Origin of the sequence: Bradyrhizobium viridifuturi, assembly GCF_001238275.1 — a bacterium.
In the GTDB taxonomy this organism is placed as follows: domain Bacteria; phylum Pseudomonadota; class Alphaproteobacteria; order Rhizobiales; family Xanthobacteraceae; genus Bradyrhizobium; species Bradyrhizobium viridifuturi.
In genome coordinates this window covers 70,671-92,506 of sequence record NZ_LGTB01000041.1, presented here as the reverse complement: position 1 = coordinate 92,506, position 21,836 = coordinate 70,671, and the positions used below count along the sequence as shown (strand labels likewise).

The 21,836-nt window shown below is 65.0% G+C and carries 18 protein-coding genes and 2 pseudogenes; 13 read left to right on the top strand and 7 right to left on the bottom strand.

Translation table 11 applies throughout. The features are described 5' to 3' along the window. Positions 1-33: 33 nt before the first annotated feature. The 3 genes from ALC15_RS31515 (at position 34) to rnk (ending at position 1,911) form a co-directional block, all read left to right on the top strand. Positions 34-600, top strand: coding sequence for a chromate transporter (locus tag ALC15_RS31515; protein WP_050630655.1), 567 nt, complete (start codon positions 34-36; stop codon positions 598-600). Further along, positions 597-1,127, top strand: coding sequence for a chromate transporter (locus ALC15_RS31510; protein ID WP_050630654.1), 531 nt, complete (start codon positions 597-599; stop codon positions 1,125-1,127). The genes ALC15_RS31515 and ALC15_RS31510 overlap by 4 nt, the downstream gene beginning before the upstream one ends. Before the next feature lie 286 nt (positions 1,128-1,413). Then, positions 1,414-1,911: a nucleoside diphosphate kinase regulator gene (gene rnk / locus ALC15_RS31505; RefSeq protein WP_244486337.1), complete on the top strand. Its 498-nt coding sequence runs from the start codon at positions 1,414-1,416 to the stop codon at positions 1,909-1,911. Positions 1,912-2,004: 93 nt separating this feature from the next. On the opposite strand, the gene ALC15_RS31500 is transcribed toward rnk, so the two are convergent. The 3 genes from ALC15_RS31500 to ALC15_RS31490 all read right to left on the bottom strand — a co-directional run bounded on the left by ALC15_RS31500 (position 2,005) and on the right by ALC15_RS31490 (position 4,337). Further along, positions 2,005-2,199, bottom strand: a complete 195-nt coding sequence (locus tag ALC15_RS31500; RefSeq protein ID WP_050630653.1) for a hypothetical protein — start codon at positions 2,197-2,199, stop codon at positions 2,005-2,007. 138 nt (positions 2,200-2,337) lie between these two features. Continuing rightward, complete coding sequence (locus ALC15_RS31495; protein WP_050630652.1) at positions 2,338-3,402, bottom strand: ketopantoate reductase family protein; 1,065 nt, start codon at positions 3,400-3,402, stop codon at positions 2,338-2,340. Between the two features lie 125 nt (positions 3,403-3,527). Further along, positions 3,528-4,337, bottom strand: coding sequence for a LytTR family DNA-binding domain-containing protein (locus ALC15_RS31490; protein ID WP_050630651.1), 810 nt, complete (start codon positions 4,335-4,337; stop codon positions 3,528-3,530). A 94-nt stretch (positions 4,338-4,431) separates the two neighbouring features. On the opposite strand from ALC15_RS31490, the gene ALC15_RS31485 reads away from it, so the two are divergent. From ALC15_RS31485 to ALC15_RS46655, 10 genes are all read left to right on the top strand, one after another. Beyond that, the gene (locus tag ALC15_RS31485; RefSeq protein WP_128089636.1) at positions 4,432-5,499 is read left to right on the top strand and encodes an alpha/beta hydrolase family protein; all 1,068 of its coding nucleotides are present in this window, start codon (positions 4,432-4,434) and stop codon (positions 5,497-5,499) included. 141 nt (positions 5,500-5,640) lie between these two features. Next, positions 5,641-6,864 carry a TetR/AcrR family transcriptional regulator gene (locus ALC15_RS31480; protein ID WP_162240527.1) on the top strand — a complete coding sequence of 408 codons (1,224 nt, stop codon included), beginning with the start codon at positions 5,641-5,643 and terminating at the stop codon, positions 6,862-6,864. A 300-nt stretch (positions 6,865-7,164) separates the two neighbouring features. Further along, entirely contained in the window at positions 7,165-8,403 is a 1,239-nt protein-coding gene (locus ALC15_RS31475; RefSeq protein WP_050630649.1) for a branched-chain amino acid ABC transporter substrate-binding protein, read from the top strand. A 137-nt stretch (positions 8,404-8,540) separates the two neighbouring features. Continuing rightward, positions 8,541-9,488, top strand: a complete 948-nt coding sequence (locus ALC15_RS31470) for a branched-chain amino acid ABC transporter permease (protein ID WP_050630648.1) — start codon at positions 8,541-8,543, stop codon at positions 9,486-9,488. Beyond that, on the top strand, positions 9,485-10,777 hold the full coding sequence (locus ALC15_RS31465) for a branched-chain amino acid ABC transporter permease (RefSeq protein ID WP_050630647.1): 1,293 nt from the start codon (positions 9,485-9,487) through the stop codon (positions 10,775-10,777). Before ALC15_RS31470 ends, ALC15_RS31465 begins: the two co-directional genes overlap by 4 nt. After that, positions 10,774-11,523 carry an ABC transporter ATP-binding protein gene (locus tag ALC15_RS31460; RefSeq protein WP_050423451.1) on the top strand — a complete coding sequence of 250 codons (750 nt, stop codon included), beginning with the start codon at positions 10,774-10,776 and terminating at the stop codon, positions 11,521-11,523. Before ALC15_RS31465 ends, ALC15_RS31460 begins: the two co-directional genes overlap by 4 nt. Then, positions 11,523-12,218, top strand: a complete 696-nt coding sequence (locus ALC15_RS31455; RefSeq protein ID WP_021078467.1) for an ABC transporter ATP-binding protein — start codon at positions 11,523-11,525, stop codon at positions 12,216-12,218. Before ALC15_RS31460 ends, ALC15_RS31455 begins: the two co-directional genes overlap by 1 nt. Before the next feature lie 118 nt (positions 12,219-12,336). After that, complete coding sequence (locus tag ALC15_RS31450; protein WP_050630646.1) at positions 12,337-12,573, top strand: hypothetical protein; 237 nt, start codon at positions 12,337-12,339, stop codon at positions 12,571-12,573. A 190-nt stretch (positions 12,574-12,763) separates the two neighbouring features. After that, the gene (locus tag ALC15_RS31445; protein ID WP_050630645.1) at positions 12,764-13,294 is read left to right on the top strand and encodes a hypothetical protein; all 531 of its coding nucleotides are present in this window, start codon (positions 12,764-12,766) and stop codon (positions 13,292-13,294) included. A gap of 376 nt (positions 13,295-13,670) precedes the next feature. Beyond that, positions 13,671-14,009: a hypothetical protein gene (locus ALC15_RS46655; RefSeq protein ID WP_244486336.1), complete on the top strand. Its 339-nt coding sequence runs from the start codon at positions 13,671-13,673 to the stop codon at positions 14,007-14,009. Positions 14,010-14,023: 14 nt separating this feature from the next. Here ALC15_RS46655 and ALC15_RS31435 read toward each other — a convergent pair. The 4 genes and pseudogenes from ALC15_RS31435 to uca all read right to left on the bottom strand — a co-directional run. Beyond that, positions 14,024-16,575 (bottom strand): annotated as a pseudogene (locus ALC15_RS31435) (CheR family methyltransferase); the annotation flags it as partial. 197 nt (positions 16,576-16,772) lie between these two features. Then, positions 16,773-17,000, bottom strand: a complete 228-nt coding sequence (locus tag ALC15_RS42325) for a hypothetical protein (protein WP_050630643.1) — start codon at positions 16,998-17,000, stop codon at positions 16,773-16,775. After that, positions 16,997-18,041, bottom strand: a pseudogene (locus tag ALC15_RS31425) (chemotaxis protein CheB). The gene ALC15_RS42325 and the pseudogene ALC15_RS31425 overlap by 4 nt, the downstream one beginning before the upstream one ends. Before the next feature lie 252 nt (positions 18,042-18,293). Then, positions 18,294-21,836: an urea carboxylase gene (gene uca / locus ALC15_RS31420; protein ID WP_050630642.1), complete on the bottom strand. Its 3,543-nt coding sequence runs from the start codon at positions 21,834-21,836 to the stop codon at positions 18,294-18,296.

Genomic DNA, 21,836 nt, shown 5'->3' with positions numbered 1-21,836 from the left:
TCGAACACGACAAGAAACGGAGCCGACGCGCCGATGGATGCAGCCCCCGCCACCCTCACCACCAAGCACGAGGCGCCCGACATCGGCGAGTTGTTCACGGGCTTCTTCATCCTCGGACTGACCGGCTTCGGCGGCGTGCTGCCCTTGGCGCGCCACATGATGGTGGAAAAGCGCGGCTGGCTCACCGGCGCGGAGTTCACCGACCTGCTCGGGCTGTGCCAGTTCCTGCCCGGCGGCAACATCATCAACATGTCGGTCGCGGTCGGGCTGAAGTTTCGCGGCATTCCCGGCGCGCTGGCTTCGATCCTCGGCCTGATCGCGGTGCCGACCGCGGTCGTGATCTGCCTCGGTGTGATCTATGGCCGCTTCGCCGACGATCCGGTGGTGCGTCATCTGTTCGGCGGCCTCGCCGCCGCTGCGGCCGGGCTACTGATCTCCACCGCGATCAAGATCGCCTGGCCGTTGCGGCGCGATGTCACCGGCCTGTTCATCGTCGCGCTCGGCGTGCTGGCGATCGCGATATTCCGGCTGCCGCTGCTGCCGACGTTATTGACGCTCGCACCGCTCAGCATTGTCCTGCGCGCGAGGCAGGCGTCATGACCGCAACCCTCGTCACGCTCGCGCTGATATTCGCCGAGCTCTCGCTGCTGGCCTTCGGCGGCGGCAACACCATCCTGCCCGAGATGCAGCGCCAGGTGGTCGACATCCATCACTGGATGACCGCGCAGGAATTCAGCGCGCTGTTCGCGCTGGCGCAGGCCGCGCCAGGGCCGAACATGATGGTGGTGCCGCTGGTCGGCTGGCATGTTGCTGGCTTCTCCGGCGTGCTGGTGACCTCGCTCGCCAAGTTCGGACCATCGTCGCTGGTCACCGGCTTCGCGCTGCGGCTCTGGGAGCGCTTCAAGGACCGGCCCTGGCGGCGCACGGTGCAGGCCGGGCTGGTGCCGGTCACCGCCGGCCTCGTCACCGCCAGTGCCGTCGTCATCACTCACGCCTCGACCTCGAGCTGGGGCACGATCCTGATCGCGGCCGGCGTCGCGATCGCCACCACGACGACGCGCATCCATCCGCTGCTTGCGCTCGCCGCAGGCGCCGTGCTCGGCCTCACCGGCATCGGCCAGCCCTGACGCCCGTTCAGCGGCAGCGCGCGCGTGCGCGCTTTCGCCGCAATGGATGCGACGGCACGAGCGGCTATGTTGATGCTGCCATGATCGACACGCTGAGCATCGACACCCGCATTGCGCGCCTTGGATTGCGCGCCGGACGTCTGCACGCAGGCAATTAGCCGGCCGGCGATCGCGCGCCGTCCGGATTCCCTAGACGTCTTCAACATCATTTCAGTCCGTCGTGCCGCGCGCCGCATTCGCGCGCCGGCGCTGTTGCGCCTTCGATCAACCGCAAGGTCAAACCGACATGCCCCAGAGCATTCCAAACAGCTTTACCGCCGCGGCATTGCCGCCGATCGTCATCGCCGCGAGCGAGGCGCACCGCCTCAGCGCGCTGGCCGATTCCAGCATGGCAGTGTTCCCGCGCGTGGCCCAGTTCCTCGCGCGCGAGACCGACCGCGCCCGGCTCGTCGCCGACGATGCCGACCTGCACGACGTGGTCCGCATGGGCTCGCGCGTGCGATATCGCGACGACGAGACCGGCGACGTCAGGGAAGTCGTGCTGGTGTATCCGCACGAAGCCGACATCGCGCTCCGCCGCATCTCGGTGCTGACGCCGGTCGGCGCCGCATTGATCGGGTTGTCGGTCGGCCAAACGATCGATTTCCAGACCCCTAGCCACCAGACGCGGTCAGTGACGATCTTGGCCGTGACGCATCAGGCTGACGGCGCAAACCTTCCACCTTCCGCGCGAGGCAGCCACCGGCGGACGGGCTCCCTCCCCCTTGCGGGAGAGGGAGCCTGACTGATGTGCTCACCTCACAAGGATGACGAGTGTGCTCACCACGAGTGCAGGTCGCTGCATGCGAGCGCCAAGGAAGTGCTCGGTGACCGCAACTCACGCCGCGAGGTGGCACTGCCCCATTTCGAGCCCGTGCCGGCGTCCGCGCGCGATGCCTTCGGCAATCGCTTTCACGACAAGCTCGGCGTCGGCGGGCGAGAGATGGTCGAGCGGCTGCCACGCACGCAGGATGTCGCGCGCGCGGTCGAGGTCGCCGTAGATTGCAAGGAGAGGAAGCGATTTGTTCGGCATGTCGTGGCTCCCAACCGCAACTACGCGAGCCTAGCCCAATTGGATGGGCCCAGCCATGCGTTCGCGAGCCGGGATTAGATGCTTTGCCGATCGCCGATGCATGGCGAGGGCGCTTGCCGCCCCCGCCATCGACGTGCGTCACTCCGCGCCGGAGCCGCCCTGCACGATCTTCTCGTTCAGTTTCTGATCGACGGTCTCGACCGTGCGGTCGATCTCGGCGCTGGGCGTGCCGAGCTGATGCGAGATCAGCTTCACCAGGAGGTCGACGCGCTCGATAAACGGCGCGCCGGCGGCGACCGCGCGGGCCGCCGATGACGGCTTGAGCAGGCTTTCCGCCGCCTTGGCGTATTTCGCGAACGGCACCTGGTCCGCCGGGTCGGCGCCGAGCTTGCGCGCGATGCCGTCGACATGGTCATAGATCGCCTGCGAGCGGCTGAGGTCGCCGTGCACGGCGTCGCGGATCGATTGCGGCTCAGTCGGCGTGATGCAGCGATAATTGCCGGTCAGCAGCATCGACCATTTGGCGAGCGGCACGAACAGCGAGTCGAACACTTTCAGCTTCACCGGCACGTCCTGGCCATCGAGCGTCACCGCGTCGATGTCGGCCTCGAGCTCGCGCAGCACCTTGTTGTGCTTGTCGTCGGCGAACACGGAGGCCTTGAAGTTGGTCGGCAGGCCGACATGCAGCACGTTGGCCTTCTCCTCCGGCGGACGGAACGCCTGCGGATCCGGCGAGCACAGCGTGACGAGGCCCGGCTCGAAGCGCTCCCAGACCTGCGCGTTGGTGTAGGCCTCCTCGAGGTCCATGCCGGCGAGCGCGGGGATCCGTTTCAGATAGGGCAGCGGCGGCATGTTCATGATCGACAGGCACGGCAGCTTCGCGGCCGCGATCTTGATCATCAGCACGCGCACCGTGTGGTTGGTGTATTGCGGCTCCTGCATCGCAAGGCCGACCATGTCGTAACGCGAGACATCGACGTCGGCCGGCGTCACGGCGTCGAGCTTGCCCGGCAGGTCGCGCGAGAAGATCGAGCGGTGCTCCTTCTCGTCGCGCAGCTTGATCCGCACCTCGGTGCCTTCGCGGTTGATCAGGTCGGCGGTGTTCTTGCGGCACACCAGGGACACGTTGTGCCCCGCCATCAGAAGCTTGGTCCCCAGCAGGGAGCCGTAGGAAGCGCCAAGGATCAGAATGTTGCGTGCCATGTTTCCTCTTTCAAAGACCACTCCCGGACTTCTTGCCGGCGGCCCGTGGTATACCAGATACTTGTCTTACGATGTTCCGGCGATCCGGCCAAGCGCCTTGGCCACGATGACGCGGCTTTCCCGGATCAGGCGTCGCTAGGTACTCTATCCGCCTGATTACGCAGCAATTTCTGCCCGGCGCGGCTCACCGGCAGGACGAGATCGTGGTCGAGCCGGACGCCAAGCCGGCCGGACTGACGCGCCAGCCCCCGGATCGCGGCGTGGGCGACCCAGTGCGACCGATGGATCCGCACCCCGGTCTCCGGCCCCAGGGCTGCGACGGCATCGGCCAGATTGATCAGGATCAGGGCCTCGCCGCGATCAGTGCGCACGCGGACATAATGGTCCTCCGCACTCAGGGACAGGACGGCCGCGTTGCGGACCGCAAACGGCAATTTCGACCGAAACGAGCAGCATGTGTCCGGCGGAGACGCCGGCTGTGCCGGGTCGATGGCAAGATCAGTGGCTTCGGCAGGCATCCGCCGGATGGCCCAGATCAGCGGGCCGAGGAACAGGTTGATGGACAACACCTGCAGGGCGAGGTCGCGATAGGTCACAAAGGGAAGCACTCGGGGCGCCAGCAGCCATAACAACTGGTGGACGATCCAACCGCCGATCGGCGCAACCGCCACCGCGACGCCGATGGCGGCCCAGAGCGGCTCGGCACCGGAGAACAGATAGCGTCGCACCAACGCCGTGACAGCGATGACCAGCGCGGTGATCAGCAGCGCCCCCGTAACGAAGTGCAGCAGCCGCGTCAGCAAGCTCATACCGACATAGGTGCCGAACGCGCCCACGATCGCGAGCGCGATGCCGGTCACCACCGGCAGCAGCAGCGCGGCGTGGCGCCGCGGCAGGGCCATTGAATCCTGGCGGAAAAATTCGGTGATGGTCATTGGCGTATAAGAAATGCCGTTCACGAAGTGGACGTGGACCCGAGACCGCCTCCTCCTATAGCAGCCCAACGGTCGATCATTCGAGGACGCACTCATGAAATTTTCGTTGGTTCCGGCGGCTCGCCTGCGGCGGCTCTGGTCCTGTCTTGGCCTGTCCTGTCTTGGCCTGCTGGCCCTCCCGGTGCTGGTGCCGCCCTCCGCGGCCGAGGCCACCGAGGCGGGCTGGCGCCAGATTACGATCCCGGTCTCCCCCTCCAATCCGGCGGCAATTCCTGTCGCACTTTATTACCCCACCCAAACACCGGCCCGCGCCATCCCGATGGGCTCGTTCACAGTCCGGGCGGCGATCGGGGCGCCGCCGGATCCAAAATTCAAGGGCCTGATCATCGTCAGCCACGGAACGGGCGGCTCCGAAATCGGGCACTCCAGCCTGGCGGAGGCACTGGCCCGGCACGGCTACCTGGTCGCGGCCCTGCGGCATCCCGGCGACAATTGGCAGGATCATTCGATCTGGCAGCAGCCGCCGGGGACGTTCTTCACCGAACGGCCGCGCCAGGTATCACGGGTGATCGATGCGCTGCTGGCCGACCCCGAGTGGAAGGACAAGATCGCGACCGATGCGCAAGGTCCGCGGATCGGGGCAGTCGGACACTCCGCCGGCGGCTACACCGTGATCGCACTGGCCGGCGGCCAGGTCGACCTGTCCCGCATCGGCGCGCATTGCGAGACCGATCGCAAGGACGATCCACTGTTCTGCAGCATGGGGGGCAGCTCCAAGTCACCGCCGGCCACGACATTGCTGCCGGACGCAACCGATCCGCGGGTGCGCGCAGTAATCGCGATGGCACCGGCCGGCGTGTTCTTCACCGCCGCATCGCTCGCCGCCATCAAGCTACCGACCGCGGTCTACGCAGCCGAACGCGACCGCTGGCTGGTGCCGCGCTTCCATGCCGAGTGGATCGCACAGAATGTGCCGCACGCCGAGTTTCACATGATCCCCAACGCATGGCACTTCGCATTCATGGATCGCCCCGGCACGCCGATCGAAACCCTGGATGGCGACGCCGCGGCCGATCCGCCCGGCTTCGATCGCGAGGCGCTGCTCGCGCAGTTGCGCAACGAATTGCCCGCCTTCTTCGACAAGGCATTTGCGCAGGAGTAGACTGCGACGCGGCAGACGATGCCGCCATCGCGCTCACGCAACGGGACTTTCGTCGGACCAAATCGGCGATTGAAAGTTCCGTGCCGAGAGGATTATCTCCCGTCCGGATCGGCATCCCGCAATCGGAAGGGGCATCGGAGCTTGCAAGTTGCTGCGCTGACAGATCGAGCTGAAGCGATTCTGGTCGCTGCATCCCGGCTGTTTGCCCGCCACTCCTATGCCAATGTCACGATGGAACAGGTTGCGGCGACAGTACAGGCCGTGCCGGGCGCGCTCTATCATCACTTTCGCGACAAGGAAGACCTGATCTTTCATTGCTATCTGCGCGGCCTCGCCATCTACAGGCGCGAGATGGAGGCAGCGGCGGAGCCCGGCATCGACGGGCTCGAGATCGTCAGGCGCTTCGTGCGCGGCAGGCTGCGGCCCGAAGGCCAGCGCATGATCCTGTTCACCGATATCGACGCGCTCGCCGCGCCCTACGGCAGCGAAGTCCATGCCAAGCGCTGGCAGAACGCCGCGCGGCTGGCGGATATCCTGCAGCGGGGCGTGGCGGACGGCTCAATCGCCTGCGACGAGCCGCTGCTCACGGCGGTGGCGCTGATCTCCATGCTGGACTGGGTGCCGTTCTGGCTGTCCGAACGCGACTACTACACGCGCCAGCAGGCGATCGATGCCATCGACGACATCATCACGCACGGCGTGTACCGGCGCGAGATCGCGGTTCCCGAGATGCCCGAACCGCTCAGCCTTGCGCCGTTCCTGGAGGCTCGCGCGAGCTTGAACAAGCGGGCCGCCAAGTTCGACAGGATGCTGTCGATCGCCTCCGACAGCTTCAACCGCAGGGGCGCGTCGGGCACGTCGCTCGAGAGCATCGCCGCGGATGCGGGCATCACCCGCGCCGGGATCTACTATCACTTCAGTGAAAAGGAAAACCTGCTGCTGGCCTGCCTGCGGCGCGGGCTCGCCGGCGAGATCGCCATTCGCGAGCACCTGCAAGAGCACAGCCTTGGAGCGTTCGAGCACACCGTGCAGAGGATCCGCCTGCTGCTGATGCTGCACGACACGCCCTGCGGCCCGAAGGCGACCTACCACAACATCAACTATCTCAACGACGCTGACCGGAAAGCCTATGTCGGACAGGTCCTGGCCTCGATCCGGCAAAGCCAGAGCAGCTACCAGAGCTGGATCGACGAGGGTCGCATCCGCCGCATCGATACATATTTCGCCGAGCGTATTCTAACCGGAATGGTCCATTGGTATCCGATCTGGTTCAAGACCAGGCGTGACTGGCCTCCGGCGCAGGTCGCAGATCATTTCGCGCGACTATTCCTGTCGGGCCTCAAGCAGCGCCGGCATCCGGCTTGAATCGCCAATTCGTATCCTGCCGCTATAATGCTTGCGGACGCGGGCTCGCCTTAGGGGCCCCGAACGACGTCGGCTCCCGATCGCGAACCGGGAACGCCTCATTCAAAAGTTTACTTGCGGTTCAAATCCTTGCCGGATCCCGCGGCCTCTCGAAGGGTTTATAGCCTATAACATCATAATACCGCCTGCTAAAACTTGACGCAGTATTCAAAGCGAAAGTTGCGAAGGCTCGGCAATTGAGGTTATGAGACGGCTTCGATCGCTGAAGATCAAGAAACATGAGCAAAGGGAGAAAGCAGGATGCGTAGGCTGATCGTTGCTGCCACGGCAGCACTGACGGTGTTGGGAGGCGCGGCGTCCGCGCAGGAATCCATCAAGATCGGCTATATCGATCCGCTCTCCGGCGGCGGCGCCAGCGTTGGCGAAGGCGGTCTGAAGACGTTCCAGTACCTCGCCGACGAGTTGAACGCCAAGGGCGGCATCCTCGGCCACAAGGTCGAGATCGTTCCGCTCGACAACAAGACCAACCCGCAGGAAAGCCTAGTGCAGGCGCAGAAGGCGGTCGACGCCGGCGTCCACTACATCACCCAGGGCAACGGCTCGTCGGTCGGCGCTGCGCTGGAAGATTTCGTCACCAAGCACAATTCGCGCAACCCCGGCAAGGAAGTGCTCTACTTCAACTACGCCGCGGTCGATCCGAGCATGACCAACGAGAAGTGCAGCTACTGGCATTTCCGCTGGGATGCGAACTCGGACATCAAGATGGAAGCGCTGACCAACTACATGAAGGGCCAGCCGACCATCAAGAAGGTCTACCTGATCAACATGGATTACTCGTTCGGCCAGTCGGTGCGCACTGCCGCGCGCAAGATGCTGGGCGAAAAGCGGCCGGATATCCAGGTCGTCGGCGACGAGCTGCACCCGATGCTGAAGGTCACCGACTTCTCGCCCTATATCGCCAAGATCAAGGCGTCGGGTGCCGACACCGTCGTGACCGGCAACTGGGGTCAGGACTTCGCGCTGCTGCTGAAGGCAGCTGCCGATGCCGGCCTCAAGGTCAACTGGTACACCTATTATGCCGGCGGCGCCGGCGGACCGACCGCGATCAAGCAGACTGGCCTCGAGGGCCAGGTGTTCCAGATCAGCGAAGGCGTGCCGAACTCCGGCAACAAGGCGGCGATGGATTTCGAGAAGGACTTCCGCGCCAAGACCGGCATTTCCGTGTGGTATCCGCGCGCGGTCAATGAGATGCGGATGTTCAAGGCAGCAGCGGAAAAGGCCAACTCGATCGACCCGGTGAAGGTCGCGGCCGCGCTCGAAGGCATGAAGTTCGACGTGTTCGACGGCGGCGAGGGCTTCATGCGCAAGGACGACCACCAGTTCTTCCAGCCGATCTACATCTCCTCGTTCGGCTCGCTGGCCGACAAGACCAAGGAGCCGTTCGACGAGGAAAACACCGGTTGGGGCTGGCACATCGTCTCCAAGATCGATACCGCCCAGACGATGCTTCCGACCACCTGCAACATGAAGCGGCCCTGATCGACCGCCTTGGAATGCGCCTCCGCGACCGCCGGGTTGCGGAGGCGTTCGTCATCCGGCCGCATGGTGGCGCCGGAGTTCATTTCACCGACAGGTCTTTGATCACGTGAACCGTTCCAGTCTCATGCGAGTGCGCCGTGGCTGAGCTCATCGTCATCTCGACGCTTAACGGCGTCCTGTTCGGCATGCTGTTGTTTCTGCTGTCCAGCGGACTCACCGTCATCTTCAGTATGATGGGCGTGCTCAACTTCGCGCATGCGAGCTTCTACATGCTGGGCGCGTTCTTCGGCTTTCAGCTCACGCGCTGGATCGGCTTCTGGCCGGCGCTGGTGATCGCGCCGCTATTGGTCGGCGTGGTCGGCATGGGCGTCGAGCGCTACGGCCTGCGCAACACCCACAAGCACGGCCATGTCGCCGAGCTGCTTTTGACCTTCGGTTTGGCTTTCGCGATCGAAGAGATCGTCTCGATGATCTGGGGCAAGAGCCCGGTGGACTATCGGGTCCCGGCGGCGCTCGACTTTCCGGCCTTCACCGTGTTCTCGACCAACTACCCCGCCTACAAGATCTTCATGCTGGTGGTCTCGGTCGTGATCTTCATCGCGCTGCTGGTGACGCTGAAGCGGACCCGGGTCGGCCTCATCGTGCAGGCCGCGCTGACCCATCCGAGCATGGTCGGCCATCTCGGCCACAATGTCGGCCGCGTCTTCATGCTGGTGTTCGGTGTCGGCAGCGGGCTCGCCGGTCTTGCCGGCGTCATCGCCGGTCCCTCGCTGGTGACGCAGTCCGACATGGCGGCGCTGCTCGGGCCGATTCTGTTCGTCGTCATCGTGTTCGGCGGCCTCGGCTCGCTGCCCGGCGCCTTCATCGCCTCGCTGCTGATCGGGCTGATCCAGACCTTTGCGGTGGCGCTGAACGGCTCGCTCGCCAGCGTGTTCGGCCCGCTCGATCCGAGCCTCGGCCCCTCGCCGCTCACCGACATCTGGAACGTCACGATCGCGCAGATCGCGCCGATCCTGCCTTACTTGCTGCTGGTGCTGGTGCTGATTTTCCGCCCGATGGGCCTGCTCGGGACGCGCGAATCATGACGAACGCTCCCACGCCCACCCTCGCCGCGGCCAAGCAGGAGTCCGGCGGCGCCCTCGGCTTCTATGGCGTCTGGGTGCTCGCAGCCGTAGCGCTCGTCGTGCTGCCGCTGATCTTCTCCTCCGGCGGCTCGCTGACCTCGTTCTGCCTGATCGGCATCGCGATCATCTTCGCGCTGTCCTACAATATCCTGCTCGGCCAGACCGGCCTGCTGTCGTTCGGTCACGCCGTGCAATACGGCCTCGGCGGCTTCCTCGCCGTGCACGTCATGAACGCGGTGGCGAACCACAACTGGCCGATCCCGCTGCCGGTGATCCCGCTGATCGGCGGCATCGGCGGCATGGCATTCGCGCTCCTGGTCGGCTGGGTCATGACCAAGCGCGCCGGCACCGTGTTTGCGATGATCTCGCTCGGCATCGGCGAGCTGGTGGCCTCGTCGTCGCTGATCCTGCGCAGCGTGTTCGGCGGCGAATCCGGCATCACCACCGACCGCACTTCGTTGATGCCGATGTTCGGCTGGACCTTCGGGCCGCAGATCCAGGTCTACTACCTGATCGCGTTCTGGGTGCTGATTTCGGCGATCGCGATGTACGCGCTGACCCGCACGCCCTTGGGCCGCATCTGCAACGCGGTGCGCGACAATCCGGAGCGCGTTGAGTTCATCGGTTACGATCCGCATGTGGTGCGCTATCTCGCCTACATGTTCGCCGGCTTCTTCGCCGGCATCGCCGGCGGCCTGACCGCGATCAATTTCGAGATCGCCAACTCCGCCTATCTCGGCGCGACGCAATCGGGCCTCGTGCTGTTCTCCGCCTTCATCGGCGGCACCGCCTATTTCTTCGGCCCGATCCTCGGCGCCATCCTGGTGACCTATCTGCAACTCGGGCTGACCAGCGTCACCTCGGTCTGGCAGCTCTATTTCGGCGTCATCTTCATCGGCATCGTGATGTTCGCGCCGGGCGGCATCGCGGGCATTCTGATGAAGCACCGTCCGCTGATCCGCGCCGGAACGCTCGGCACGGTGATCCCGTCCTACCTGGTCGCGGCGATCCCGACGCTGGCGTTTGCGCTCGGCATCATCCTGACCATCGAGACGGTCGCGCGCTTCTCGGGCGGCGACGTGATCAATCTGCTCGGCATCCCGTTTGTTGCCACGGCGCCAACGACCTGGGCGGCTGCCGCGGTTCTGGTGGTCGGCGGCTTCCTGGTTGCGCGCATCACCTGGCGGCGCGTCGCGGAAGCCTGGGATCGCGCCGCGACGGTGGCCCGTGATCGGGGGTATCTGGCATGACCGCTGCCATTCAAGTCAACGCCGTCGAGAAGAGCTTCGGCAATGTCCAGATCATCCGCGACCTCAATCTGAGCGTCGCCAAGGGCGAGCGTCACGCCATCATCGGGCCGAACGGCGCCGGCAAGTCGACGACGTTCAACCTGATCTCTGGCCACATCAAGCCGACCTCGGGCGAGATCCGCCTCAACGGCGAAGTGACCTCGGGCCTGCGGCCATTCGAGATCAACCGGCGCGGGCTGTCGCGCTCGTTCCAGGTCACCAACGTGTTCGCCCGCATGACGGTATGGGAGAACGTGCGCTGCGCCGTGCTGTGGGCGACCGGACATCGCTACGCGTTCTGGAAGAACGTCGACAGTCTGCCCGAGGTGAAGCAGCGCACCGCGCAGATCCTCGACGACATCCATCTCAGCCATCGCCGCGACGTGCCGGCGGGCCTGCTCACCTATGCCGAGCAGCGCGAGCTCGAGATCGGCATCACGATCGCCGGCGGCGCCAGCGTCATCATGCTGGACGAGCCGACCGCGGGCATGAGCCATGCGGAGACCGAGCGCGCGGTCGCGCTGATCCGCCGCCTCACCGAAGGCCGCACGCTCGTCATCGTCGAGCACGATATGAGCGTGGTGTTCGGCCTCGCCGACCGCATTTCGGTTTTGGTCTACGGCCACATCATCGCCTCCGGCACGCCCGAGGAGATCCGCGGCAATCCGAAGGTCAAGGAAGCCTATCTCGGCGAGGAGGTCGACTGATGCTCGAGGTCAGGAATCTTCACGCCTATTACGGCAAGAGCCACATCCTGCAGGGCGTCGATCTCGACATCGCCGCCGGCGAGGTGGTCAGCCTGCTCGGCCGCAACGGCGTCGGCCGCTCGACCACCGTCAAGGCGATCATGGGCGAAGTGCCGCCGCAGGGCACCATCCGCTTCAAGGGCCAGGACATCGCGGGCCTGCCGAGCCACAAGATCGCCCGCCTCGGGCTCGGCTATGTGCCCGAGCATCGCGACATCTTCCCGAGCCTGACGGTTCGCCAGAACCTGATCCTCGGCATCAAGGATCCGCGCCGCCCCGGCAAGTGGCGGCTGCAGGAGATGCTCGACATGTTCCCGAACCTCGCCCGCCGCGCCGACACGCCGGCCGGCGTGCTGTCGGGCGGCGAGAAGCAGATGCTGACCACCTGCCGCACCCTGCTCGGCGATCCCGAGCTGATGATGATCGACGAGCCGACCGAAGGCCTGGCGCCGCTGATCGTGCAGCAGGTCGGCGAGCTGATCGCGCGGATCGCGAAGGCCGGCGTCGCCATCCTGCTGGTTGAGCAGAAGCTGTCGATCGCGATGAAGATCTCGAACCGGGTCTACATCATGGGCCATGGCCGCGTGGTGTTCGAAGGCACCCCGGAGCAGCTGAAGAACAACGCCGCCATTCGCGAGGAATGGCTCGAGGTGTGAGGCGGGCGACGCGACCCGATCAGGAGCTTTGCTTCGCGGGCGCCGGGCCGATTGACCCACATCAACACGCATTCCCGACCACCGGATATCCGTATCCGGATGCCGAAAGGGTTGTCGGATGCGCCGGAATTTCACACTTCCCGAGCTTGAAGAACGCCTGGGTGGCCTTCTGGAAGGGGCCGTCCACGCGATAATGCGGCATGACTACGAACGGCTATTCGGTGAGAACGATGTGGCTGTGAGACGACTTCGCAATTTTGCGAAGAGCCACGACTGCGTGGCGAGTTTTGTCGACGGGCGGATATTGTTTCGAAAGTTGATCAAACGCGCCGAAATCGCCGCACCGCCCGAATAGACGGTATCCTTCGCAGCCGTGGTCTTCCGAACACGTCATGGAAGAACAACTCGGACTTGACCGCGACGGGTCGGCTCAGGTTTAAATATGGGCGGTGTCACTTTGTTGACGGCCGATCTCTGTGCGGGGAAAGCCGATTTCAAAGAGCAGGAAATTCACCCGATGGTCCGGCGATGAGGACCGAGAGCTCTTGAAGCTGCGGGCCTTCGGAATCCATCCACGATTGCTGGCCGACGCGCTCGGGCGAACCGAAACCGCGATCAAGGCCCGGCTTGCTGTCATCTCCAGGCATCCGCCGCCGGCCGAACCGCCCCAGCACGACATCAGTGTCTCAAGGCCCGCGATCGATTGCTGGATCGCCGATCATGGATTTGCGGTCACCGCCGGCAAGCTGTGCGCGACGACCCGGCGCGAACGCCTGCGCGCGATCGGACGGACGAACGGACGCCATCGACCCGCTCTTCAGGACGCGGCCGGACCGGTGCTATCGGAAAATCCCCAATCGGCTTTTGCTGCGCGCATCAACCAGACGCCGATAGAAGCCGCCCGGGAGTGGCTCACCGAGCGCCAAGTCCACCTGCAACGCGGCAACCAATTTACGCGCACGATGCTTGCTCGAACCGAAGAGCGTTTACGGCTGTCCCGGGCGATCTTGAACTATCCCCTTCCACCCATCGTCAAGCGCGCGGTCTCTCGTCTCGGACCGGATGAGGGCCAGTGAGCGTGCGGAGCTTTGGCTTGGCGCGGGCCGCGGGGCCCGGCCCCTCGATCCGCCCCCGTATTATTACGGGAATTTGCTGCGATAGTAGGGTCCAGCGCCCTACCACGCTGTGTTAGGATTGGAACCCTGCGCTCCGCGCTCATTTCCGCCGGCGGGCCTAATGGGAGAAGACAACGGGGATATCGGAAGCCTTCGGAAACGAGTCCAGCAGGCTCTCCGGGCGTTTTCGACCGATGATCTGCGCCATCTCCTAGCGGAGGTCGAGCGCGTCCTGGGTGGCCATTCCTCTTCGCATTCGACGGATGGTCGTGGGGTTGTTCATTCCGTTCCGGCCGGGCCTCGCCGGTCGGGACTGCGACTTGCTGGAGGCACCTACATGGATGGGTTCATCGCACGTGCGAACATCGATCACTATCTGGACCTGTTGAAGGGACCGGACGTTCCGGCCGGCACCCGATCGACGATCACCAAGCTGCTGCTCGACGAAGAGAACAAGTTGGGTCGCGAACAAGAGCACCTCGAGTTTGCCGAAAGCAGAGCGACAACCTGCCGCGAGAATGCGGACCGGCAACGACGCCTAACCGATGCATTCGTCCCCGGTACCAGCGAACGAATCCAGGCCGAACGGCTGCTAGACCATTTCGAGGCGATCGCGAGCCTGGTCGAAAGCGCATGTTTGCAGATGCGCCACCGCCTGAACGACAACTCGCTTTGAGATCGGGTCGGCTAACGATCCTCCAACCGCGCGATCGCCGTGACGTCGACGAACGTGATCACGACACCGGCGATGAAATTGTCGATGCTTCGGTAGGGCAGAATGCGCACGGCGTAGCGGGTGCCGCCGTCGGGCGCGATCAGCTCGCGCTCGGCACTCGCCAGCGTCCGTAGCACACGCCGTGCGTCATCATAGAGATCCTCGATCGGGATGCGCGCCTTGATGTGGGCGATCGGCCGGCGACGTCGGTCTCGACCAGATGCAGCAACTGGGTGATCGCCGGCGTGAAGTTCATCACCTTCAGATCATTGTCGAGGAACACGGTTGCAATCTGCGTGCTCTCGAGGAAATTTCTCAGGTCGCTGGAAGCCCGGGTGAGATCCTGCACGCGGAGCGCCAGCTCGCCGTTGACGGTGGTCAGCTCTTCGTTGACGGATTGCAACTCCTCCCGCGAAGTCTCCAGTTCTTCGTTGGCGGATTGCAATTCCTCATTGAGGGACTGATACTCTTCGTTGGAGGACTTCAGCTCCTCGTTGGTGCTTTCGAGCTCCTCGATCGTGGCTTGCAGCCGCTCACGAGTGGCGCGTAGTTCGCTTTCCAGCCGCTCGACATGTTCGCTCCTGACCCGAACGTTGGGCTTGCCATCGGTGCGGTCGACGGGTCGGATCGGCCCGTCTTTGAACAGGACGACGAAATTGCGGCGGCCGTTGGGGCCGTCCTGCATCGGCTCGACCGTGATATCGACCGGTATGCGATGTCCGTTGGCGCCGAGTTCGACCTGTTCGGCATGCTCCGCTTCATTGGTTTCGGCTGCACGGCCGAGCGCGGCGCGCAGCTCGAGCCTGAGATCGCGATGGACCAGTTGCAGCAAGTCGAGCGACGCCGTGCCTGCCGTCGGCTCGATATAGCGGCCGGTGCGGCCTGAGAAATGCAGGATGTGGAAATTTTCGTCGGTGATCACATAGGCCGGCGCGTGGCGTTCGGTGATGCGCTGGGCGCGGCGCTCGAGCCCGATATCCGGGCCAGGGGAGCGCAACGGCGGCACGTCGACCGCAGTCCGCCCGGCCGCCGTCGTGATGGGGAATTCCGGCGGCAGCCGTGTCCCGGTCTCCAGCCTCCTGAAAATGCGCGCGCGGCGGTCGACCGGTGCAAACAGATTGAGATGCCGCGTGACGTTCTCGGAGTTGCCGAGGAACAGGAACCGTTCCGGCAGCAGCGCGAAGTGGAACAGCGGGATCACGCGGTTCTGCAGTTCGGTGTTGAGATAGATCAGGAGATTGCGGCAGGAGACCAGATCGATCTTCGAGAACGGCGCGTCCTTGATCAGATTGTGCTGGGAGAAGATGCACATCTCGCGCAGCTCTTTGACGACGCAATAGGTTTCGCCTTCACGCACGAACCAGCGCGCCAACCTTTCCGGCGATATGTCGCCCTCGATACTGGTGCGATAGCGCCCGACCCGCGCAGTGGCCAGCGCACGTCCATCGATGTCGGTCGCGAATATCTGCACCTGAGGTGTCGAGTCGAGATGCGCCATATGTTCGCGCAGCAGAATACCGATGGAATAGGCCTCCTCGCCCGTAGAGCACCCGAGCACCCAGACGCGGACCTGCTGGCCCGCGCTCCTCCCCTCAAAGATCTTCGGGATGATCTGTTTTTCGAGGACATCGAACTCTTTCTTGTCGCGAAAGAATTCCGTCACGCCGATCAGGAGGTCGTTGAACAGGTGCTGCGCCTCGTCCTTGTCGTTTCTCAGGAAATCGACATAGTCAGAGATGTCGCCGATCTGCACCACCTGCATGCGGCGTTGGACGCGGCGCAGGAAGGTCTTCTGCTTGTAGCCGTGGAAGTCGTTGCCGGTCTTGCTGCGAAGGATGTCGGCAATGCGCGCCAGCGAAGTTGCCGCCCCGGCCAGCACCTCGTCGAAGCCCAGCTTCTCCTCGAGGCGGCGCAGATGGCGGGCGTAGACGGCGACGTGCTCGGCGATCTCCTCGGGCGGCAGCACAAAATCGGCGATCGCCGCGGCCGAGCTGTCTTCCTCATGCGGTCCGGATTGGCCATCGGCGCCATCGCCGATGCGTTCGGCGATTGCCAGGCCGCCGTGATGCTTCAGGGTGGCGACCCCCAGCGTGCCGTCAGCGCCGGTGCCCGCAAGCACGATGCCGATGGACAGCTCGGCCCGCTCCTCAGCCAGCGAGATCAGGAAGCTGTCGATGGTCGCCCGCTCGCCGCGCGTCTGCTCGGTGCGCCGGACCAGCAGCCGGTCGCCGTGGACCGTTGTGATCATGTCCGGCGGACAAAGGTAGATCGTGCCTCCCTCGGCGAGCTGGCCGTCATTGATTTCGGACAGCGTGGCTCCCAGCGATCGTTGCACCACGTCGCGCAGGGCCGTGTCGTCACCGTCCCGATGTTGCAACGCAAGCACGATGGCCTGGTCCGGATGCAGACTTAACCTGGAGAAAAAGCGCTCGATACTATCCAGCGCGCCGCCGGAGGCACCAATCCCTATAATCAGCGGTGCCTTGGATTGGCGGTTGTCTCCTCCGCCTTCCGTTTTTTCATCCATAAGTGCTCTGACTCTCATTCTCCTGCGGCGTCTCGCCAGCAATAGTGATACCAGAGTTTGTTCCCGACCCAACGCAAGAAATTGATCCCGCCCCCTTGGGAATCCGGGTTAGGCGGTGGTCGCCATCGAGATCGGGGACGCCAATGGCGTATCAGCCCGGCCGACGGCCGTTGCTTCGCGGCATGCCAGCGCGCTGACTATCCTGCCCGCGATTCGTGGGGCGCCACGTGCCGCTCGAGATAGTCAATCCGCTGTTCAATCAGGCCGCGGTGACGCTCCCATTCGACCAGAGTCCGTTCGAGCGAACCGGCCAGATGCTCGGCCTGCCTGGTGTCGTGGCCGGCTCGTTGCAGCCTTTCCAGCAGGTCTTGCTGTTTGCGAAGACGCCGCCTGCCCTGCTCGATATCGAATTCCGCCTTGGTCAAGAGCCGTCGCTCGGACCGCAACTGATGCGCCCAGTTCGCACAATCGGCGTCGTCCATCGCGGCTCCTTCAGCGTCCGGTGCTCCGGAGCAGCCGATCCTAGCATGACGCGGCGAATCGTGTCGGCATATTCGCGATATTCGCCGGCGCGCGTCGTACATTCGCGCAATCGTCGGCCACCCGCTTCGATTTACGCGTTCGGCGTGCTGCTCGATGATGCGAAGCGCGAACCGAAGCGCCTCGTCCGTGCTGTCCTCCGGTTGCTTGGAGGCTATGTCGGCGGTATGGGCGCCGAGCTGATGGCGGAATCGAACAACGTGTCCCATGTCGGACCCGGAAAGCACGCTCCCGCATGCCGGGCAAGTCAACGGCGCGGGATCGGCAACATCGGCCAGCGCATCGCTGCTGATCCGTTCGCCCGCCGCGATCTTCACTTCAAGCGCGATTTGGGGCGGGATCGGCAGGACCGCGCCCGGCCGCTCCCGAACCAGATTTGGCAACACATCGCCCATCCGGGCGCCGGGCATGCAGAGATCGACCGTGGTCGCCTCCAGCGCCCGGAGCGGCATTTCGCCGGACATGGCGTCCTGCGGGTCCTGAACCAGCGCGATCCCGCCGCACCGCTTGATCGCGCCGAGGCCTGCCGCGCCGTCGGACAACATGCCGCTGAGCACGACACCGATCACGCGGGGGCCGTAGTGCAGTGCGGCCGAGCGAAACAACGGGTCGATTGCCGGCCGGGTCAGGTTCTCGCGCGGTCCGCGGCCAAGCACGAGGTGCCCATCGTCAATCAAGAGATGGTGATCCGGTACGGCCAGATAGACGTGGCCGTTCTCGATCGCCATGCCGCTTTCTGCCCGCCGGACCGGTAGCTGGCCGGCGGCGGTTGCGACTGTGGAGAGGATGCCGACGCCCTGGGCCGGGATGTGCAATACGATGCAGATTGCGGCCGGAAGATCAGCCGGCAACCGTCGGAGGATGTCCTTCAACGCCGGTACCGCCCCTGCCGAGCCGCCGATCACGATGATGTCGCGATTGGGCATGGGAACCTGCCTTTGCAGACGTCATCCGGAACAAAGCGCACTTGCGCACTATGTTCCAGCCTTGCGATCACATCGCACCGGGCGGATTTTGAAAGCCCGTCTCCTCGCCGGCTGCCGAGTTGCGAACGCGCAGCATGCCGATCGCGTTCACCGCCAGCCGCGGCCGGCGCGAGCGATGGCAGAGTTCGCGGACCTCGCGTGTTTGCGCGTGATCCTCTCGGAGAACCGTTCCGCGCTATTCCCGATCGTGTCTTACCCTGGCCGTATCAACGCCACGACATCGCCCGACCGCAACGTCTGCCCCGGCTTCACCGGGACCGACGCGATGCGGCCCGCGGCGGGCGAGAGCACCGAGATCTCCATCTTCATGGACTCGATGATGGCCAGCACGTCGCCGGCCGCGACCTCGGCGCCCTCCTCGACCAGGATCTTCCAGATGTTGCCCGGCACTTCCGAGAACGCGCCGACCTGGCCGTCGGGAATTCCGGTCGCAACTGCGGCAGTCTCGATCGATTCCGCCGGCGCTTCGTCGAGCTTCATCTCGCGCCAGCGCTGGCGTTCGGCATCGAACGCGGCCTGCTGCGTCGCCTTGAACGCAGCGATCGACGGCTGCGTCGCGGCCAACTGCTTCGCATAGTCGGCGTAGGAGAATTCGTCCTGCTCGATCCTGATGTCGTACTGGCCGTGCGGGAACGCGGCGCGGGCGTCGAGCAGTTCGTCGGCATCGACCGGGAAGAAGCGGATCTTGTCGAAGAACCGCAGCAGCCAGGGATGACCCGGCTCGAACACTTTCGTCGTGCGCCAGCTGTTCCAGACCTGGATGGTGCGGCCGAACAGCTGATAGCCGCCCGGCCCTTCCATGCCGTAGATGCACATATAGGCGCCGCCGATCCCGACCGCGTTCTCCGGCGTCCAGGTCCGCGCCGGATTGTATTTCGTGGTCACCAGCCGATGCCTCGGGTCGAGCGGCGTCGCCACCGGCGCACCGAGATAGACGTCGCCGAGACCGAGCACGAAATAGTCGGCATCGAACACGATGCGGCGGACATCGTCCTCGCTACCGAGCCCGTTGATGCGGCGGATGAACTCGACGTTCGACGGACACCACGGCGCATCCGCGCGCACCAGCTCCTGATATTTGCGCATCGCGAGCTCGGCCTGCGGATCGCGCCATGACAGCGGCAGATGCACGGTGCGGCTCGGCACCCGCATCGCGTCGACAGCTGGCAATTCGCGCTCGATCCTGCGCAGCACGTCGAGCAGTTTTCCGCGCGACAGCGCCGTGCCGTCGTAGTGAATCTGGAGCGAGCGGATGCCGGGCGTCAGATCGATCAGGCCACCGAGCTTGGCTTCTTCCAGCGCCTGCGCCAGCACATGCACGCGCAGCCGCAGCGCGATGTCGAGCTCCATCGGGCCATACTCAACCAAGAGATTGTCGTCGCCGGCGCGGCGGTACACCACCGGGATCGGGCCGTCTTCGTTGCGGCCGACGATCGCCGAACCGAGCTCGGGCGCGCGCAGCACCGTGGGCCCGGCCACCGGATCGTCGCGTTTCACCGGAACGAAGCGAACGGTGTCGCCGGGTCGAAGCTGTCCGACCTTCCAGAGCTCGTCGCGCGCGACCACCGCCGGGCAGACGAAGCCGCCGAGGCTCGGCCCGTCGGGCCCGAGAATGATCGGCATGTCGCCGGTGAAATCGATCGAGCCGACCGCATAGGCGTTGTCATGGATATTGGACGGATGCAGCCCGGCCTCGCCGCCATCGGCACGCGCCCAGCGCGGCTTCGGCCCGATCAGCCGCACGCCGGTGCGCGCGCTGTTGAAGTGCACCTCGTAATCAGACGCGAACAGCGTCTCGATGTCCTCCTCGAGGAAAAAATCCGGTGCGCCATGCGGGCCATAGACCACGCCGATCTGCCACGCCGACGTGAGCTGCGGTCGCTCGTCCTCCGTTGCGCGGCGAGGCGCAGCAAGGCCCCGCGTCTCGGCACCGAAATGCAGGACGTCGCCGGCCTTCAGCGCGCCCGTCGCATGGCCGCCGAAGGCACCGAGCGCGAACACCGCACGCGAGCCAAGGATCTCGGGCACGTCGATGCCGCCGCGCACGGCGAGATAGCTGCGCTGCCCCGGCCCCTTGATGCTGCCGATGACCAGTGTCTGGCCGGCACGTACCGCGACCGGCTCGTCGTAGGCAATCTCGGCACCATCGAGCGATGCCTTCATGCGGGCACCAGCGAGCGCGACGATCGCATCGGAGTTGAAGCGCAAGGTTGGTCCGTTGACGGTCAGCTCCAGCGCGGTCGTTGTTTCCGGGTTTCCGACCACGCGGTTGGCAAGGCGAAACGACCGCTCGTCCATCGGACCGCTCGGCGGCACGCCGACATGCCAGAGGTGCAGCCGGCCTGGCAATTCCTGCACCCCGCTCTGCGCGCCGGGCGCGACGACATCGATGGTGCGCGGACGATAGGCGAATGCGCCCAGCACGCTGGTCGCGACCTGCCCGCTGCGGAACGCGTCGGACGTGGCGATCGCACGCAGATAGTCGAGATTGGTCTCGATGCCGGCGACGACCGTATCCCCGAGCGCCTGCGTCAGCTTTGCGATCGCGGCCTCGCGCGTCTCGGCGGCAACGATGATCTTGGCCAGCATCGGATCGTAGAACGGCGTCACTTCGCTGCCGGTCTCGATCCAGCCGTCGATCCGCGCGTCCGGCGAGAACGTCACCTGCGTCAACCGGCCCGCGCTCGGGCGAAAGCCGGCGCCCGGATTCTCGGCATAGAGCCGCACCTCGATCGCCGCGCCCTTCGGCGTCAGCGTGCCCGCATGCCCCAGCACGTCCTCGCCTGCCGCCTGCCGGATCATCCATTCGACCAGGTCGACGCCCGTGACCTGCTCGGTGATGGGATGCTCGACCTGGAGGCGGGTATTGACCTCGAGGAAGTAGAAATCCTCGCGCGCGACGTCGTAGATGAATTCCACGGTGCCGGCGGATTCGTAAGCAACGGCTTTGCCGAGCGCCACCGCGGCCGCATGCAGCCGTCGGCGGGTCTCCGCGGTGAGCCCCGGCGCGGGCGTCTCCTCAAAGACCTTCTGGTTGCGCCGCTGCAAGGAGCAGTCGCGCTCGCCGAGCGCGATCACGTCGCCCTTGCCGTTGCCGAAGATCTGCACCTCGATGTGGCGCGCCTGGGCGACGAAGCGCTCGAGATAGACCCTCGCATCGCCAAAACTCGCTCGCGCCGTGCGCTGTACCGATTCGAATCTTTCGCGCAGTGTCGCCATATCGTGGCAGAGCTGCATGCCGATGCCGCCGCCGCCCGCCGTGCTCTTCAGCATCACCGGAAAGCCGATCCGCTCAGCCTCGCGCACCGCCTCGTCGATGGTCTCCAGCAGGCCAGAGCCCGGCAGCAGCGGCACGCCGCTCCGCTCGGCGATCTCACGTGCCTTGTGCTTGAGACCGAAAGCGTCGAGATGCTCCGGCCGCGGCCCGATGAAGCTGATGCCGTGCTCGGCGAGCCGCTCCGCAAAGCGGCGGTTCTCCGACAGGAAGCCGTAGCCGGGATGCACCGCCTGCGCACCGGTCGCGAGGCACGCCGCCATGATCGCATCGACGTCGAGATAGCTCTCGGCGGCGGGCGCCGGGCCGATGCGCACGGCCTCGTCAGCCTCGAGCACCGGCCGGGTGAAGCGGTCGGCATCGGAATAGACCGCGACCGAAGCGATGCCCATATGGCGCAATGTTCTGCCGATCCGCCCGGCGATCTCGCCGCGGTTGGCAATCAGGACCTTGCTGAACAT